Source organism: Candidatus Karelsulcia muelleri, assembly GCF_003214255.1.
GTDB classification, from domain to species: domain Bacteria; phylum Bacteroidota; class Bacteroidia; order Flavobacteriales; family Blattabacteriaceae; genus Karelsulcia; species Karelsulcia muelleri_B.
In genome coordinates, this window is the sequence record NZ_CP029011.1 from 256,646 (window position 1) to 273,706 (window position 17,061).

Sequence of the window (17,061 nt, forward strand, 5' to 3'; positions counted from 1 at the left end):
ATATATATATTTTTATTTAAAAATTGTGAAACTCTGGCAAAAAAATTTTGAAATTAATAAAAAAATAGATCTATTTACAGTAGGAAAAGATAGAAATTTAGATTTATTTTTAGCACCTCATGATATTATCGGCACATTAGCACATATAATAATGTTAGAAACAATAGGTTTATTAAACATTAACGAATTAAATTCTTTAATAAAAGAATTACATAGTATTTATGAAATAATAAAATCAGGAAAATTTAAAATAGATGAAAATATAGAAGATATCCATTCTCAAATAGAATTCATGTTAACTAACAGTTTAGGAGAACTAGGAAAAAAAATCCATAGTGGGAGATCTAGAAATGATCAAGTTTTATTAGATATAAAATTATTTATACGAAAAGAAATACAAGAAATAGTGTTTTTAATTCAAGATTTATTCAATGTTTTAATTTATTTAAGTAATCGATATAAAAATATTTTAATTCCTGGTTATACACATTATCAAATAGCTATGCCTTCATCATTTGGATTATGGTTTGCATCTTATTCAGAAAGTCTTATAGATGATATAATTTTCTTAAAAAGTGCATATAAAATTTCGAATAAAAATCCTTTAGGTTCAGCAGCTGGATTTGGCTCCTCTTTTCCATTAAATAGAAACCTGACAACGGATCTTTTAGGATTTGAAGATTTAAATTATAATGTTGTCTATGCACAAATGTGTAGAGGAAAAACCGAACGTATAGTTTCACAAGCTCTTTCATCATTAGCTCATACTATGAGTAAAATTTCTCAAGATATCTGTTTATATATGAGTCAAAATTTTAATTTTTTATCTTTACCTGATAATTTAACTACAGGATCTAGTATAATGCCACACAAAAAAAATCCAGATGTATTTGAATTAATAAGGTCTAGATGTAATAAAATTATTTCTTTACCTAATCAAATCTCAATTATTACAACGAATCTCCCTTCAGGATATCATCGAGATTTTCAAACTATTAAAGAAATTTTTTTACCAGTATTTGAGGAAATAAAAACCATATTATTAATTTATGTAGAAATGCTGAAAAAGCTTATTATAAAGAAAAATATTTTAAATAATAAAAAATATAACTATTTGTTTAGTGTAGAAGTAGTTAATTCTTTAGTTAAAGATGGTTTTTCATTTAGAGAAGCATATAAAAAAGTTGGGTTAGATATCCAAAAAGGATTTTTTTCCCCAATTACTGATATAAAACATTCCCATGAAGGGAGTATAGGTAATTTATGTAATAACAAACTTAAATTTATAATGAAAAAATTAATTCAAAGTTTTCACTTTGAAAAAGTGAATAAAGCCATTAATAATTTATTAATGAAATGATAATCTCATTTTAAATTTGTCTCATTTGAGGAAAAAATAATACTTCTTGTATACATTTGTTATTTGTTAATAACATTATTAATCTATCTATTCCAATTCCTATTCCTGCACACGGAGGCATTCCAAATTCTAAAGAACGAATAAACTCCCAATCTATTAACATGGCTTCATTATCTCCTTTTTCAAAAAGTTTAATTTGTTCTCTAAATCTTTTTAATTGATCAATAGGATCATTTAATTCAGAATAGGAATTCGCAATTTCATTTCCATTAATTATTAATTCAAACCTTTCAGTTAATCCTTTTTTCCTTCTATGTTTCTTAGTTAAAGGACTCATTTCTATTGGAAAATCCATAATAAAGGTAGGATTTCTATATTTTTTTTCACATTTTTCACTAAAAATTTGCTCAATCAATTTGGCTTTTCCCATGTTTTTATCAATTTTTAGCTGTAATTTTTTACATATATTTCTAATATTTTTTTCATTCAATCCAGATAAATCAAACCCAGTATTTTCTTTAATTGAATCTAATATTGTAATTTTTTTAAATGGGGTTTTAAAACTAATAAGTTTATTATTAATTTTTAATAATTTTTTATTATATAATTTTATACATAAATATTCTAATAATTTTTCTATAAAATTCATCATCCAAAAATAATCTTTATAAGATACATATAATTCTAATATAGTAAATTCTGGATTATGGTTTTTATCTATACCTTCATTTCTAAAATTTCTAGAAAATTCATAAACAGATTCTAAGCCTCCTACAATTAATTTTTTTAAAAATAATTCATTTGAAATCCGTAAATAGAATTGAATATTTAATGCATTCTGGTGAGTTATAAATGGACGAGCAATAGCTCCCCCTGGAATTGATTGAAGAACAGGAGTTTCAACCTCTAAATATCCTTTATTATTTAAATAATTTCTAATATATTGAACTATTTTAGTACGCTTTATAAAAAGCTTTTTAGTTTTATCATTAACTATTAAATCTAAATATCTCATTCTATAACGTTGTTCAGACTCTTCAAAAGAATCATGAACTTTTCCAGTTTCATCTTTTTTTACATTTGGTAAAACACGTAAACATTTAGATAGTAATTTTATATCTACAGCATGTACAGTGATCTTATTGCTTTTAGTTTTAAATAAAAAACCTTTTATTCCTATAATATCTCCAATATCTAAAAGTTTTTTTAAAAAAAAATCATATTTGGTTTTAAATTCAGAAATACTATCTCTTTTCAGATAAATCTGAATTAATCCATGATTATCTTTTATCTCTAGAAATGAGGCCTTGCCCATTTTTCTCATTCTAATAATACGTCCAGAAATAATAACATTTTTTCCATATTCATAATATTTAATCACATCTTTTGATGTGGCATTTACATTATATTCTTCAGAAGGATAAGGATTTATTCCAATTTTTCTAATTACATCAAGTTTGTTTCTACGTATTATTTCTTGATCTGAAAATTTTAAAAAATTTTTATTCATGAAATGAATTACATTATTTCTAAAAACTTAAATAAGTGACCTCGAAGGGAGTTGAACCCCCAACCTTCTGATCCGTAGTCAGATGCTCTATCCAATTAAGCTACAAGGCCTTAAATAAGAAAATAAATATATAATAAAAAAAATGAAAAAAATTAGTAATGATATATATTTAAAATGGTTTAAAGATATGTCATTTTGGAGAAAATTTGAAGATAAATGTAGATCTTTATACTTAAAACAAAAAATAAGAGGATTTTTACATTTATATAATGGACAAGAAGCTATTCCTGCAGGTCTTGTTCAGGCTATGGATTTAAAGAAAGATAAAATGATTACTGCTTATAGATGTCATATTTTGCCAATAGCTATGGGGGTAAATCCTAAAAAAATTATGGCTGAATTATTTGGAAAAAATACTGGAACATCTTGTGGAATGGGGGGGTCGATGCATATTTTTAGTAAAAAATATCGGTTTTATGGAGGTCATGGCATTGTAGGCGGACAAATTCCTATAGGTGCAGGAATTGCATTTGCAGATAAATATTTTTTTCGTGATGCCGTAACATTAACTCTTATGGGTGATGGAGCGGTGAATCAAGGTTCACTTCACGAAACTTTTAACATGGCAATGATTTGGAAATTACCTGTTGTTTTTATATGCGAAAATAATAAATATGCAATGGGCACTTCTGTAAAAAGAAGTTCTAATATTGAAGAAATATATAAAATTGGATTAGCATATAAAATGCCATCTTTTTGTGTAGATGGAATGGATCCTATAAAAATATATGAACATGCTTCTAATGCAATAGAAAAAGCTAGAAAGGGAAAAGGACCTACCTTTTTAGATCTTCGCACTTATCGATATAGAGGACATTCTATGTCCGATTCAGAATCATATAGAAGTAAAAAAGAAATTAATGAATTTAAATCTAGAGATCCTATTCTTCTTATAAAGAAATATATTTTAGATAACAAATTAGTTTCAGAAAAAATTTTAAATGAATTTAAAGATGAAATTAATAAAAAAATTGAGGAATGTGTTAATTTTGCAGAAATGTCAAATTATCCAAATGAAGAAAAACTATATAGTGTAGTTTATTATAAAAAAAATTCTACTTTTTTAGAAAAAAAAAATATATAAAATATGGCAGAAGTTATATTTATGCCTCGTTTAAGTGATACTATGGAAGAAGGGACTGTTGTAAAATGGCATAAAAAGATAGGTGACAAAATTTTAGAAGGAGATATTTTAGCGGAAATAGAAACGGATAAAGCAATTCAGGAATTTGAAGCTGAATCTAATTCTACATTACTTTATATTGGCATTAAAGAAGGAGAAACTGCCCCAGTAAATAGTTTATTAGCTATTTTAGGGTCTGAAAATGAAGATATTAGTTCTTTGTTAAAAGAAAACCAAACTATTATTAAAAAAAATAATAAAAAAATTTTTATTTCTCCTTTAGCTAAAAAAATTGCTTTTGAAAAAGGAATTTCATTAGAAAATATTAAAGGAAGTGGAAATAATGGACGTATTATAAAAAAAGATATAGAAAAATATAATAATCATTTATCAGATGATAAAATAACTTTTAAGAAAGTAGACCATTCTAATATGAGAAAAATAATTAGCAAAAGATTAATTAATTCTCAAATGGAATCCCCTCATTATTCTTTATTTTTAGAAATAAAAATGGAGAATTTAATGAAATTAAGAGAATCTCTTAACGAAATGAATTATTTAAAAAAAATATCTTTTAATGATTTAATAGTTAAAGCTTCGGCTATAGCTATAAAAGCAAATCCAAAAATAAATTCTTCTTGGACAGAAAAAAGTATCTTATACCATAAGAATATTAATATAGGAATAGCAGTTGCATTAGAAGATGGATTAATTGTTCCTGTAATTTCTAATGTAGATGAGAAATCATTAAGAAAAATTTCTCTTGAAATAAAAGAGAAAGTAATAAAAGCTAAAGAAAAAAAACTTCAATCTAATGAATTAGAAGGTAGTACTTTTACTGTTTCAAATCTTGGAATGTTTGGGATAGATTCATTTACATCTATTATTAATCAACCTAATTCTTGTATTCTTTCTGTAGGAAGGATAAAGAAAAAACCTATTATAAATAATGATAAAATTGTAATAGGTCATACTACTAAATTTACATTAACATGTGATCATCGAATGATAGATGGTGCAGTAGGAAGTGATTATTTAAAATGTTTAAAACATTTGTTACAAGAACCATTAAAGATTTTACTTTAAATATAATATTGGAATGATTAAAATCATAAGATTAGTTAAAGTAAATGAAATTTTCAAGCTTTTACTTTGTAAAAAAAGTGTAAAATTATCATCTTGATATATTTTTTCATATAAAGAAATAATTAATTTTAATCCTAATAAAATTATTATAAAAAATGCAGAATCTTCTAAAGAAGAATATTTTTCTGTTAATTTTAATAATTTGACTGTACTAATTCTTAGTAAAAAAAGACTTATAAAAACTCCTAAAAAAATTAATACTGGATTATTTGAATATGATATTCCTGCCAAAATGTTATCTATTGAAAAGAGAAAATCAATTAATTCTACATAAAGAATAGTTACCCAAATTTTAGAAAAAAAATTAATTTTAAATAAATTCTTTTCTTCTTTTTGGGTTTTTAAAAAATGATTAATTCCTAAATATATTAAATATAACCCTCCAATTAGTTTTAACCACCACATATTAATTATTACAGCAGCAAAAATTAAAGATATTATTCTAAAGAAATATGCTCCGAAAATCCCATAGTTTAATGCTTTTTTTCTATCTTTTTTGTTAATGTTTTTAACCAAAGTAGTTAAAATGGTAGCATTATCTATAGAGAGAAGAGCTTCTATTAAGACTATATTAATAAGAATAGATATAGAATGGAGAGGATGGTCTACAATTTCTTTAAAAAATTGAGAATAATTAGTTTTCATCACTTTTTTACTATTTAGAAATAAATTTTATTATTTTTAATATAAAATCAAATAAAATAAATTAAAAAAAAAATATATGTCTAAAATTAGAATAGGAATAAATGGATTTGGAAGAATAGGAAGATTACTATTTAATGCTTCTCTAGAAAGAGAAACTATTGAAATAGTAGCTATAAATGATCTTTTAAAGGTTGATTATATAGCTTATATGTTAAAATATGATTCAACACATGGGCCTTTTAAAGGCAGTATAAAGATAGACAATAATAATCTTATTGTTAATAATAAGAAAATTAGAATAACGTGTGAAACAGATCCATCTAAAATTAATTGGGGATCAATAAATGCAGATTACATAATCGAATCAACAGGAGCTTTTCTTACATATGAAAAAGCTTTTAATCATTTAAAAGCAGGAGCTAAAAAAGTAATATTATCTGCACCTCCTAAAGGTGAGATTCCTATGTTTGTAATGGGGGTGAATAATAATTTTTTAAAAAAAGATCAAAAAATAATATCTAATGCCTCATGCACTACTAATTGTTTAGCTCCTATAGCTAAAATATTAAATGATAATTTTGGAATTGTAGAAGGATTAATGACAACTGTTCATTCAGCTACAGCTACTCAAAAAGTAGTTGATTCTCCATCAATTAGGGATTGGAGAGGAGGAAGGTCTGCACTAGTAAATATTATTCCATCATCTACAGGTGCTGCTATTGCTGTTGGCAAAGTAATTCCTGAATTGGATGGAAAATTAACAGGAATAGCTTTTAGAGTTCCTACAATAAATGTTTCAGTAGTAGATTTGACAGTTAGTTTAAAAACTAAAACTTCTTATGAAGAAGTAAAATTTGTTATGAAACATGCTTCAGAAAATGAATATAAAAATATTTTAGGATATATAGAAGATCCAGTAGTATCAATGGATTTTATTGGAGATAAAAGGATTTCAATATTTGATGCGAGCGCTAGTATGATGTTAAATTCTACTTTTTTAAAAGTAATATCCTGGTATGATAATGAAGTGGCATATTCTAATAAATTATTAGATTTAGTAGAGTATCTAAATTCATTAGAAAATGAAATTCCAAATTAATTGGAATTGTAATTTGGAATTTCATTAAAAAATAAAATTATATGATTTTTGAAATCAATTTTAAAAATTATATTATTAATCCAATTGGTAATTAATAAATAATAACTTTTAATATAAAAATTATATTGAATGATTTGATCAAATACTTTTTTTGAAAAAATCTTTGAAGATTTGCATTCAATAAGAATGAAAGGTTGGTTGTTTTTATAAACAAGTATATCTATCCGTTTTTTTAAATTATTAAAATAATAAATTTTTTCTACAAAAATAGATGAAAAATCATATCCTTTATTGAAAATTAAATAATATAACATATGTTGTCTAACATATTCTTCTTTAGTAAAGAGATAATATTTTTTTCTAATAATACAATAAATATAAGTATTATTATTATAATGTTTAATTAAAAATTTATATTTCATTTTAATGTTTTTAACATTTAAAAAAAAAATTATCACCGATATAAATAATAAAAAATTTAAAAATATTTATTTTTTTATGGGAGAAGAAAGATTTTTAATAGAAAATTTAACGAATTCAATTGAATTGTTTTTAAAAAAAAAAGAAAAAATAAAAAAAAAAATATTATATGGATATGATTTAGATTTAAAAAAACTTTTTTTTGTTACTAAACAAATTTATATAAATTTTTCAAATGAATATAATTTAATAATTGTAAAAGAGGCACAATTTTTGTCAGAAAAAATTGAAAATATATATTATATATTAAAAAATCATTATAAAAAAACTATATTAATTATTTGTTATAATAATAAAGTTCTTGAGAAAAGAAAAAAATTATATAAATATATTAAAAAAAATGGAATAATTTTTAATTGTGTCAAATTAAAAACGAATGAAATTTTGAATTTTTTTAAAAATGAAATTGAAGAAAAAGGATATATTATTACTCATAATGCTATTAAACTTTTAATAAAGTTTTTAGGAGAAAATTTATATTCGATAAATAATGAAATAAATAAATTATTTATTTTAATGGAAAAAAATCAAATTATAGATGAAAAGATTATTAAAAAATATGTAATTAAAACTACTTTTAAAGTAGAATCATATATAATTGAAAAAAATTTTATAAAAGCTTATAAAGCTATTTTAAATTTAAATTGTCCAATTAGTTTTATTTTAAAAAATATTTATAATTTATTTTTAAAAATAATTAAATTTCATTGTTTAATTTTCACAAATGTGAAATTTCAAAATTTTGAAAATAAAATTTTGAATTTTACTACTTTAAAAAAGTATCCATTAAATAATATATATAATATTATTTCTTCTATAAGAGAAGCAGATATTAAAATAAAAAATATTTATATTAATTCAATTAATAAGGAATCTATTTTAGAAGAACTTTTCTATAAAATATTTTATAATTAAAAATATGAAAAAAATTTTTGATTGTATAATTATAGGATCCGGTCCTGCTGGATATACTGCAGCAATTTATATTGCTCGTGCAGATTTAAATCATATTTTATATACAGGCCCAATTCCAGGAGGACAACTTATAAAAACTAATGAAATAGAAAATTATCCTGGATTTCCAAAAGGAGTAAAAGGTTATTTGTTAATGGAGAATTTTAAAAAACAAGCTGAAAAATTTGGTACAAAAATTTATTTTAATAATGTAATTGATATTAATTTTAAATTAAATAATATTCATGAAATTTTATTAGATAATAATAAAAAAATACAAACTAAAACTATAATTATAGCAACAGGAGCATATCCAAAATATCTAAATATAGATAATGAAAAAGCCTTGATAGGACATGGAATATCTACATGTGCCACATGTGATGGTTTTTTTTTTAAAAAAAAAGATGTTGCTGTAATTGGCGGAGGAGATAAAGCTCTTGAAGAAGCAATTTTTTTATCAAAATTATGTAATAGAATATATATTATAATTAGAAAATCTAAAATGAGAGCTTCTAAAATTATGCAAAAAAAAATTTATAATATTAATAATATTAAATTATTATTTAATTTTGAAATTAAAAAAATAATAGGAAAAAAAAAATTAGAATATTTAATTTGTAAAAAGAATTATTCTAATGAAGAAAAAAAAATAAATGTAAAAGCTATGTTTCTTGCTATAGGCAATAGTCCTAATACTAATATTTTTAAAAATAAAATTTCTTTAGATAAAAATGGTTATATTTTAACAAAAAAAAATTCTACTAAAACAAATATACCGGGAGTTTTTGCTGCAGGAGATGTTAAAGATAAAATTTATAGACAAGCAATTACATCAGCTGGAACAGGTTGTATGGCTGCAATAGAGGTTGAAAAATATTTATCTTCTTTAGATTTAGAGGAATGAAAAAAAATACCATTATGATTTATGGAATAAACACTTTATATGAAGCAATAAAATCTAAAATAAAAATATATAAAATTTATTTAAATAAGAAAAATAATAAAAATAATAAAATTAAAAAAATAATAAAATATTCTAAAAAAAATAATATTTCATTAAATGAAATAATAAATTTTAAAAAAATTGAAAAAAAAAATCATCAAGGAGTATTTGCAATTATCGATCATATTCAATTGTTGAAAATTGAAAATATCATTCCAATGATTTATAATTCTGGTAAAATTCCATTATTAATAATTTTAGATAGTATTACAGATGTAAGAAATTTTGGGTCTATTGTTAGAACTTCAGCTTGTACTGGGGTGGATGCTATTATCATGGCTACTAAAAATAGTGTCACTATAAATAGTGATTCTATCAAAACCTCCTCAGGAGGAATTTTTAAAATTCCAATTTGTAAAGAAAAAAATATAATAAAAATTATAAGATATTTAAAATCTTTTGGAATACAAGTTATAGCTGTAACTGAAAAAACAGATAATATTTGCTATAAATTTAATTATAAAAATCCTACAGCTTTTATCTTAGGAAGTGAACAAAAGGGAATTTCAAAAAAATATTTATCATTATGTAATAATACAGTTAAATTACCTTTAATAAAAAATTCTTTAACATCATTAAATGTTTCAGTTGCTTGTGGAGCTATTTTATATGAAACTATAAGACAAAGACTAATTGAAAGTTAAAATTCTTGTTTAAATTGTTTCAAAAATCTTAAATCATTTTCAAAAAAATCTCTAATATCATTTAAATTATAAATCATTAATGTAATCCGTTCTATTCCAATTCCAAAAGCAAATCCTGAATAAATCTCAGAATTTATATTTATATTATTTAATACAATAGGATCTATCATACCACATCCAAGAATTTCAAGCCATTTATTATTCCATAATATATCTAATTCTGCACTGGGTTCTGTAAATGGAAAATAAGATGGTCGAAATCTAGTAATTGATTTTCCAAAAAAATTTTGAATAAAAAAATTTATAGTATTTTTTAAATCTTTAAATGAAACTTTTTTATCTAAATAAAATCCTTCTATTTGATGAAATAGATAATGAGAATTTGAAGAAATCTTTTCATTTCTATAAACCCTTCCTGGAGAAATCACTCTTATTGGAGGGGGATTTTTTTCCATATATCTTATCTGGACTGAAGAAGTGTGTGTTCGTAACAATTTATTACTTTTTTTTAAAAAAAAAGTATCTTGCATTTCCCTAGCAGGGTGATTATATGGAAAATTTAATGCTGTAAAATTATACCAGTCATTTTCTATCTCAGGACCTTCACAAATTTGAAATCCTATTTTATTGAAAATATTTATTATACGATTTTCTATGATAGAAATTGGATGTCTAGATCCTAGATCTTTTTTATTTCCAGGTTTTGTAAAATCGGTAAAATAATCTTTTTTTTTAATTTTTTTTTTCTTTTTTAAAAAAATTTGTTTATATTTCTTTATATAAATTTCAATATCTTTTTTTAAAGAATTAAGATAAAATCCTATTTTTTTTTTTTCTAATTCAGAATTTTCAATAAATTTTATTTCTTTAAAAAAAAAATTTAAAATTCCTTTTTTTCCTAAATATTTTTTTTTTAAAATTTCTAACTCGGAAAGAGAATTTATTTTTAATAAAAAAAAATCTTTTTTTATTTTTTTTATTTTATTTAACATTTATATAAAATTTATATAAGTATATCAAATAAATCTGGATTATCATTAATATATTGATAATGTATATTATATTTCTTCATTTTTTTTATCATTCCGGAAAAATCTTTTTTATCTGATAATTCTATTCCTATGACAGCTGGTCCTTCTTCTTTAGAAGTTTTTTTAGAATATTGAAAATATGTTATCTCATCATTAGTCCCTAAAATAGTACTTACAAATTCTTTAAGTGCTCCAGCTCGTTGAGGAAATCTAACTAAAAAATAGTGTTTTAATCCTTTATAGATCAAAGATCTTTTTCTAATTTCTTCTGTTCTAATTATATCATTATTTCCTCCACTTAAAATACAAACTACATTTTTCTTTCTTATTTTTTCAGAATAAATCTCTAATGCTGAAATAGCTAAAGCTCCAGCAGGTTCTGCAACGATTGCTTCTAAATTATATAAATCAAGTATTGTAGTACAAACTTTACCTTCATGTAAAGGTTTTATATCAAACAAAACTTTTTTACAAATATTAAAATTTAATAAGCCTACTTTTTTTACAGAAGCCCCATCTATAAATCTATCTATATTTTTTAATTCAATTACTTTATTTTTTAAAAATGAAAAACTCATAGAAGGCGCCCCTAAAGGTTCTACACCTATTATTTTAGTATCTGGACTTATATGATAAAAATAACTTCCTACGCCTGAAGCTAACCCCCCACCACCAACAGGAATAAAAATATAATCTATTTTTTCTTTCATTTGTTGAAAAATTTCTAATCCTACTGTTCCTTGTCCTTCTATAATTTTTTTATCATCAAATGGATGAATAAATTTTTTTTTTTTACAAGCTTTAAAAGCTTTTTCACTACATTCATCAAATGTATCTCCTGTTAAAATAATATTTATATATTTTTTTCCAAACATTTTTACTCTCTCTATTTTTTGTTTCGGAGTAGTGATTGGCATATATATTGTTCCATATATTTTTAATTTATTACATGAGTAGGCTACACCTTGTGCATGATTTCCTGCACTAGCACAAACAAGACCTTCTTTCAGATCCTTTTTTGAGAAACTTTTAATTTTATTGTAGGCTCCTCTTATTTTATAAGATCTAACTATTTGTAAATCTTCTCTTTTTAAAAAAATATTAGAATTATATTTTTCTGATAAAATTGTATTTTTTTGTAAAGGAGTATTAGATATAATATCTTTTAAAAGATATTTGGCTTCTATTATATCTTTTACTGAAGGAAAATATTTGTTAATTAATGAATTCACTAATCTAATTTAGATATCGGCTTTTATTAAATTAAGTAAAATAATCTGCCATTTGCCATTAATAAATAATAATAATTAAGGTCGTAATTTACGGACTATTTCACCTGTTTGCCATAATTCACTTTCTTTGATTTCTTTTAATTCTTTTTTAAGATTTTTTCTATAATTTTTCTTACTATTTGATATAATTGTTTTATCTGCTTCTTTACCTGAAGAAACTTCTTTATAAAGATTTCTAAAAATTGGCAAATTTATATCTCTAAATTTTTTCCACCAATCTAAAGCTCCTCTTTGGGCTGTTGTAGAACAATTCTCATACATCCAATCCATTCCTTTTTCTGCTATTAAAGGCATAAGACTTTGTGTTAATTCTTCTACTGTTTCATTAAATGCTTCTGATGGAGAATGTCCATTTTCTCTTAATACTTGATATTGAGCAGCAAAAATTCCTTGTATAGCTCCCATTAAAGTTCCTCTTTCTCCTGTTAAATCAGAATAAACTTCTTTTTTAAACGTAGTTTCAAACAAATAAGCTGATCCTATTCCGATTCCTAGAGATAAAGCTCTTTCTTTTGCTTTTCCAGTATAATTTTGATATATTGCATAACTTGAATTAATCCCTTTTCCTTCTTTGAAAAGTCTTCTTAAACTAGTTCCTGAGCCTTTTGGAGCAACAAGAAAAATATCTATCTCCTTTGGAGGAGAAATATTTGTTTTTTTTTTAAAAGTTAATCCAAAACCATGTGAAAAATATAATCCTTTTCCTGCATAAAAATATTTTTTTATTTTTGGCCAAACTGCAATTTGGCCGGCATCAGATAATAAAATCATTATTATAGTTCCATTTTCTACTCCTTCTTCTAAATTAAATAATGTTTTATTTTCTATCCAACCATCTTTTATGGCCTTTTTCCATGATTTGGAATTTTTTCTTTGCCCTACTATAACATTAAATCCATTATCACGTAAATTAAGTGCTTGGCCAGGCCCTTGAACTCCATAACCTAAAACACAAATAGTTTCATTTAAAAGACATTTTCTAGCTTTTTCTAAAGAAAAATTTTTTCTTGTTATAATTTCTTCTTCTAAATTTCCAAATTTTAATTTCATCTCTATCTATATATTTATTTTTAAATTATAAAGAAATAATTTATTTATTCCTATAATTTTTTTTATTTGTTTAATAACATTTTCAATTTTTAAAAATTGAAAGAAAATTTCAATTTTTATTATATAATAATAATTATTATTTAATTTTTTTTCTAAAAAAGAAAAATTTTTAATTTTTAAATTTCTTCTATTAAAAATTAAAATTATTCGTATTAATAATACTATGATATTATCTGAAATTATAATAATATGTAATTTTTTTTTCATAAATTTATTTGATGATAAAATCATCTAGAGAATTCCCAGGAGGGATTATAGGATAAATATTATATTCTTTTTCTATAATTATTTCAAGTAAATATGATTTTGTTTGATTTAACAAAAATTTAATATTTTTTTTTAATATTTTTTTTTTAAAGATTTTTTTTGAGTTTATTCCATAAGCTTCACAAATTTTCATAAAATTGGGATTTTTTATTTTAGTAAATGAATATCTTTTTTCAAAAAATAATTCTTGCCATTGTCTCACCATTCCTAAAAAATTATTATTTAATAATATTATCTTTATTGCAAGATTATATTGAAGAATAGTTCCTAATTCTTGTATAGTCATTTGAATTCCCCCATCACCTACTATACAAATTATTTGATTATTTTTTAATCCAATTTTTGCTCCTATAGAGGCTGGTAAAGAAAATCCCATGGTTCCTAATCCACCTGAAGTAATTTGACTTTTTTTACAAGTAAAATTAAAATATCTAGATGCAGACATTTGATGCTGGCCTACATCTGTAACTAACACAGTATTATTTTTTTTATAAAAATTAATAAAATTAATTACTTCACCCATAGTAATTTCTATTTTATTAGTATTAAAATCATTATTTATTACTTCTTTTTTTTCTTTAAATTTTAAAAAATTAAATTTTTCTATCCATTTATTATAAAATTTTTTTTTTATTTTAAATAATAATAATTTTAAAATTTTTTTACAATTTCCTACCAAAAATATATTTGGATTAATAGTTTTTTTAATTTCAGATTCATCAATATCTATATGAATTATTTTAGCTTTTTTTCCATATTGATTTATATCTCCTGTCACTCTATCATCGAACCTCATTCCAATTGCTAATATTACATCAGATTGATTAGTTAACATATTAGGGGGGTAATTTCCATGCATTCCTAACATCCCCATATATAAAAAATTTTTTTTTTTTAATGTTCCTAATCCTAGGAGAGTGCTAGCTGCAGGAATATTAGTTTTTTTTAAAAAAAATTTTAATTCTTTTTCTGCATTAGCTAATATTACTCCTTGCCCAATAAGAATTAAAGGTCTTATAGATTTCTTAATTACAGTAGTAGTTTTTTCTATTTGTTCTAAATTTATTTTTTTTTTAATAAAAAAATTTTTTTTTAAAAAAAATTTTTTAGAGTAAAAATTAAATAATTCTAATTGTGCATCTTTTGTAATATCTATTAATACTGGACCAGGTCTTCCTGATTTAGCTATAAAAATTCCTTTTGAGATTATATATGATATTTCTTTAGCGTTTTGAACTTGAAAATTCCATTTAGTAACAGGAATAGAAATATCGATTATATCAGTTTCTTGAAATGCATCAGTCCCTAATAAATTTGATGAAACTTGTCCAGTAATGCAAAGAATAGCAGTACTATCTATTAAAGCATCTGCTAAGCCAGTAATTAAATTGGTAGCTCCAGGACCTGAAGTCGTAAAACAGACGCCTACTTTCCCACTCACTCTAGCATATCCTTGAGCAGCATGTATAGCACCTTGTTCATGACGTGTTAAAATATGTGATATATATTTTTTATAATAAAATAACGCATCATAAATAGGCATAATTGCTCCTCCAGGATATCCAAATATATATTCAATTTTTTCAAAAATAAGTGTTTTTATAAGAATTTCTGAACCTTTGATCAAGTTTTGAGAATTCATAATTCAAATTTATCTGTTACACAACCATTAGAAGCAGATGAAACAGTTTTTGTGTATTTATATAAATATCCTGATTTAACTTTCAAAGGAGGTGCTAGCCAGTTTTTTTTTCTTTTTTTTATTTCTTCTTTAGAAATTTTTAATGTTAAAGTATTTTTTATTGCATCAATTATGATGACATCACCATTTTTAATTAAAGAAATTAATCCCCCATTTTGAGCTTCAGGAGTAATATGACCAACTACAAAGCCATGAGAGCCTCCTGAAAATCTTCCATCAGTTATTAAAGCTATTTGGTTTCCTAAATTAGCTCCCATTATATATGAAGTTGGTTTAAGCATTTCTGGCATGCCAGGTCCTCCTTTAGGACCTACATATCTAATTACTATTACATCCCCTTTTTTTATTTGATTATTAATTATTGCTTCATTAGCAGAATTTTCTGAATTAAAAACTTTTGCTATTCCTGAAAAAAAATTTCCTTCTTTTCCTGTAATTTTAGCTACTGCTCCATAAGGAGCAAGATTTCCATATAATATTCGTATATGCCCTATTTTTTTTATAGGATTAAATAATGGATAAATTATTTTTTTTTTAAAAGAAATTTCTGGAATTTTTTTTAAATTATTTTTAATTGTTTTTCCGGTAACTGTCATACAGTCTCCTTCTATAAATCCTTCATTTAATAAATATTTTAAAATTATAGGAATTCCTCCTATATTTTGAATGTCTTCCATTAAAAAATCTCCACTTGGTTTTAAGTTAGCTATAATTGGAACATTATTATTTAGATTTTGAATATCATCTAATGATAAATCTAAATTAGCAGTTTTAGCTATTGCTAATATATGTAAAACTAAATTTGTTGATCCTCCTAAAGCAATTGCTAAAATAATAGCATTTTTTATTGATTTGTTAGTAATAATATCTAGTGGTTTAATATTTTTTAATAAAATATTTTTTATATATTTTCCGATTTGAATACATTCTTGTTTTTTATAACTACTATTAGCTAATGATGAAGATGAATATGGAATTGTTATTCCCATTGCTTCACAACAAGAAGCCATTGTATTAGCTGTATACATTCCTCCACAAGCTCCAGGTCCTGGACAAGCATTTTTAATTATATTTTTATATTCTATTTCTGATATTTTTCCTATATTTTTTTCTCCTAAAGCTTCAAAAACAGAAACTATATTTAATTTTTTCCCATTATAAGAACCTGATGATATACTCCCTCCATATACTAATATAGAAGGTCTGTTAATACGCAACATTGCCATAACTATTCCAGGAATATTTTTATCACATCCTGGAATTCCTATTAATCCATCATAATGTTGAGCTTTTACAACACTTTCTATACTATCTGCTATTAATTCTCTTGAAGGTAAAGAATATCTCATTCCAGATGTTCCCATAGACATTCCATCACTAATACCTATAGTATTAAATTGAAACCCCACCATTCCATTTCTTTTTACAGATAATTTAATTTTTTTACTAAGAATATTTAAATGCATATTACATGGATTTCCTTCATACCAATTACTAACTATGCCAACTTGAGCTTTATTAAAATCATCTTCTTTTAACCCAGTAGCATACAACATTGCTTGTGCAGCAGGTAAAGTATTATTTTTAGTTAATTTAATACTAAATGGATTGATTATTTTTTCCATTATAAAC

16 protein-coding genes and 1 tRNA gene are annotated in these 17,061 nt (G+C 23.2%); 7 read left to right on the top strand and 10 right to left on the bottom strand.

Going from position 1 to position 17,061, the window contains the following annotated elements; translation table 11 throughout:
- The first annotated feature begins 25 nt into the window (after positions 1-25).
- On the top strand, positions 26-1,360 hold the full coding sequence (gene argH, locus DDE61_RS01380; protein WP_110476869.1) for an argininosuccinate lyase: 1,335 nt from the start codon (positions 26-28) through the stop codon (positions 1,358-1,360).
- Positions 1,361-1,370: 10 nt separating this feature from the next.
- Here argH and lysS read toward each other — a convergent pair whose 3' ends face one another.
- Complete coding sequence (gene lysS / locus DDE61_RS01385) at positions 1,371-2,870, bottom strand: lysine--tRNA ligase (protein ID WP_110476843.1); 1,500 nt, start codon at positions 2,868-2,870, stop codon at positions 1,371-1,373.
- Between the two features lie 36 nt (positions 2,871-2,906).
- A tRNA-Arg gene (locus DDE61_RS01390) sits at positions 2,907-2,980 on the bottom strand.
- A gap of 32 nt (positions 2,981-3,012) precedes the next feature.
- On the opposite strand from DDE61_RS01390, the gene pdhA reads away from it, so the two are divergent.
- Positions 3,013-4,014 (top strand): pyruvate dehydrogenase (acetyl-transferring) E1 component subunit alpha, encoded by a 1,002-nt coding sequence (pdhA, locus tag DDE61_RS01395; protein ID WP_110467370.1) that lies wholly within the window; start codon positions 3,013-3,015, stop codon positions 4,012-4,014.
- Positions 4,015-4,017: 3 nt separating this feature from the next.
- Complete coding sequence (locus DDE61_RS01400) at positions 4,018-5,139, top strand: dihydrolipoamide acetyltransferase family protein (protein ID WP_110476844.1); 1,122 nt, start codon at positions 4,018-4,020, stop codon at positions 5,137-5,139.
- Here the strand turns inward: DDE61_RS01400 and DDE61_RS01405 are convergent.
- Positions 5,131-5,844: a DUF475 domain-containing protein gene (locus DDE61_RS01405; protein WP_110476845.1), complete on the bottom strand. Its 714-nt coding sequence runs from the start codon at positions 5,842-5,844 to the stop codon at positions 5,131-5,133. The genes DDE61_RS01400 and DDE61_RS01405 overlap by 9 nt on opposite strands.
- A gap of 76 nt (positions 5,845-5,920) precedes the next feature.
- Between DDE61_RS01405 and gap the strand changes: the two genes are divergently transcribed.
- A complete protein-coding gene (gene gap, locus DDE61_RS01410; RefSeq protein ID WP_110476846.1) occupies positions 5,921-6,943 on the top strand; it encodes a type I glyceraldehyde-3-phosphate dehydrogenase in 1,023 nt (340 codons plus the stop codon).
- Here the strand turns inward: gap and DDE61_RS01415 are convergent.
- A complete protein-coding gene (locus DDE61_RS01415; RefSeq protein WP_204352371.1) occupies positions 6,940-7,365 on the bottom strand; it encodes a type I restriction enzyme HsdR N-terminal domain-containing protein in 426 nt (141 codons plus the stop codon). The genes gap and DDE61_RS01415 overlap by 4 nt on opposite strands.
- Before the next feature lie 4 nt (positions 7,366-7,369).
- Here DDE61_RS01415 and holA point away from each other — a divergent pair, with 4 nt between their 5' ends.
- Genes holA through rlmB form a run of 3 tightly spaced genes read left to right on the top strand, consistent with a single transcriptional unit; the run spans position 7,370 to position 10,027 of the window.
- Positions 7,370-8,338, top strand: coding sequence for a DNA polymerase III subunit delta (holA, locus tag DDE61_RS01420; RefSeq protein WP_110476847.1), 969 nt, complete (start codon positions 7,370-7,372; stop codon positions 8,336-8,338).
- A 4-nt stretch (positions 8,339-8,342) separates the two neighbouring features.
- On the top strand, positions 8,343-9,284 hold the full coding sequence (gene trxB / locus DDE61_RS01425) for a thioredoxin-disulfide reductase (RefSeq protein WP_110476848.1): 942 nt from the start codon (positions 8,343-8,345) through the stop codon (positions 9,282-9,284).
- Positions 9,285-9,298: 14 nt separating this feature from the next.
- Complete coding sequence (gene rlmB, locus DDE61_RS01430; RefSeq protein ID WP_394798024.1) at positions 9,299-10,027, top strand: 23S rRNA (guanosine(2251)-2'-O)-methyltransferase RlmB; 729 nt, start codon at positions 9,299-9,301, stop codon at positions 10,025-10,027.
- On the opposite strand, the gene pheS is transcribed toward rlmB, so the two are convergent.
- The 6 genes from pheS to ilvD form a co-directional block, all read right to left on the bottom strand.
- Complete coding sequence (pheS, locus tag DDE61_RS01435) at positions 10,024-11,019, bottom strand: phenylalanine--tRNA ligase subunit alpha (RefSeq protein ID WP_110476849.1); 996 nt, start codon at positions 11,017-11,019, stop codon at positions 10,024-10,026. The genes rlmB and pheS overlap by 4 nt on opposite strands.
- An 11-nt stretch (positions 11,020-11,030) precedes the next feature.
- Positions 11,031-12,290: a threonine ammonia-lyase gene (ilvA, locus tag DDE61_RS01440; protein WP_110476850.1), complete on the bottom strand. Its 1,260-nt coding sequence runs from the start codon at positions 12,288-12,290 to the stop codon at positions 11,031-11,033.
- 75 nt (positions 12,291-12,365) lie between these two features.
- The gene (ilvC, locus tag DDE61_RS01445; RefSeq protein WP_110476851.1) at positions 12,366-13,400 is read right to left on the bottom strand and encodes a ketol-acid reductoisomerase; all 1,035 of its coding nucleotides are present in this window, start codon (positions 13,398-13,400) and stop codon (positions 12,366-12,368) included.
- Positions 13,401-13,406: 6 nt separating this feature from the next.
- The gene (locus DDE61_RS01450) at positions 13,407-13,667 is read right to left on the bottom strand and encodes an acetolactate synthase (RefSeq protein ID WP_239493601.1); all 261 of its coding nucleotides are present in this window, start codon (positions 13,665-13,667) and stop codon (positions 13,407-13,409) included.
- A gap of 4 nt (positions 13,668-13,671) precedes the next feature.
- Positions 13,672-15,369, bottom strand: a complete 1,698-nt coding sequence (gene ilvB, locus DDE61_RS01455; protein ID WP_110476852.1) for a biosynthetic-type acetolactate synthase large subunit — start codon at positions 15,367-15,369, stop codon at positions 13,672-13,674.
- Positions 15,366-17,054 (bottom strand): dihydroxy-acid dehydratase, encoded by a 1,689-nt coding sequence (gene ilvD / locus DDE61_RS01460; protein ID WP_110473313.1) that lies wholly within the window; start codon positions 17,052-17,054, stop codon positions 15,366-15,368. Before ilvD ends, ilvB begins: the two co-directional genes overlap by 4 nt.
- Positions 17,055-17,061 lie beyond the last annotated feature (7 nt).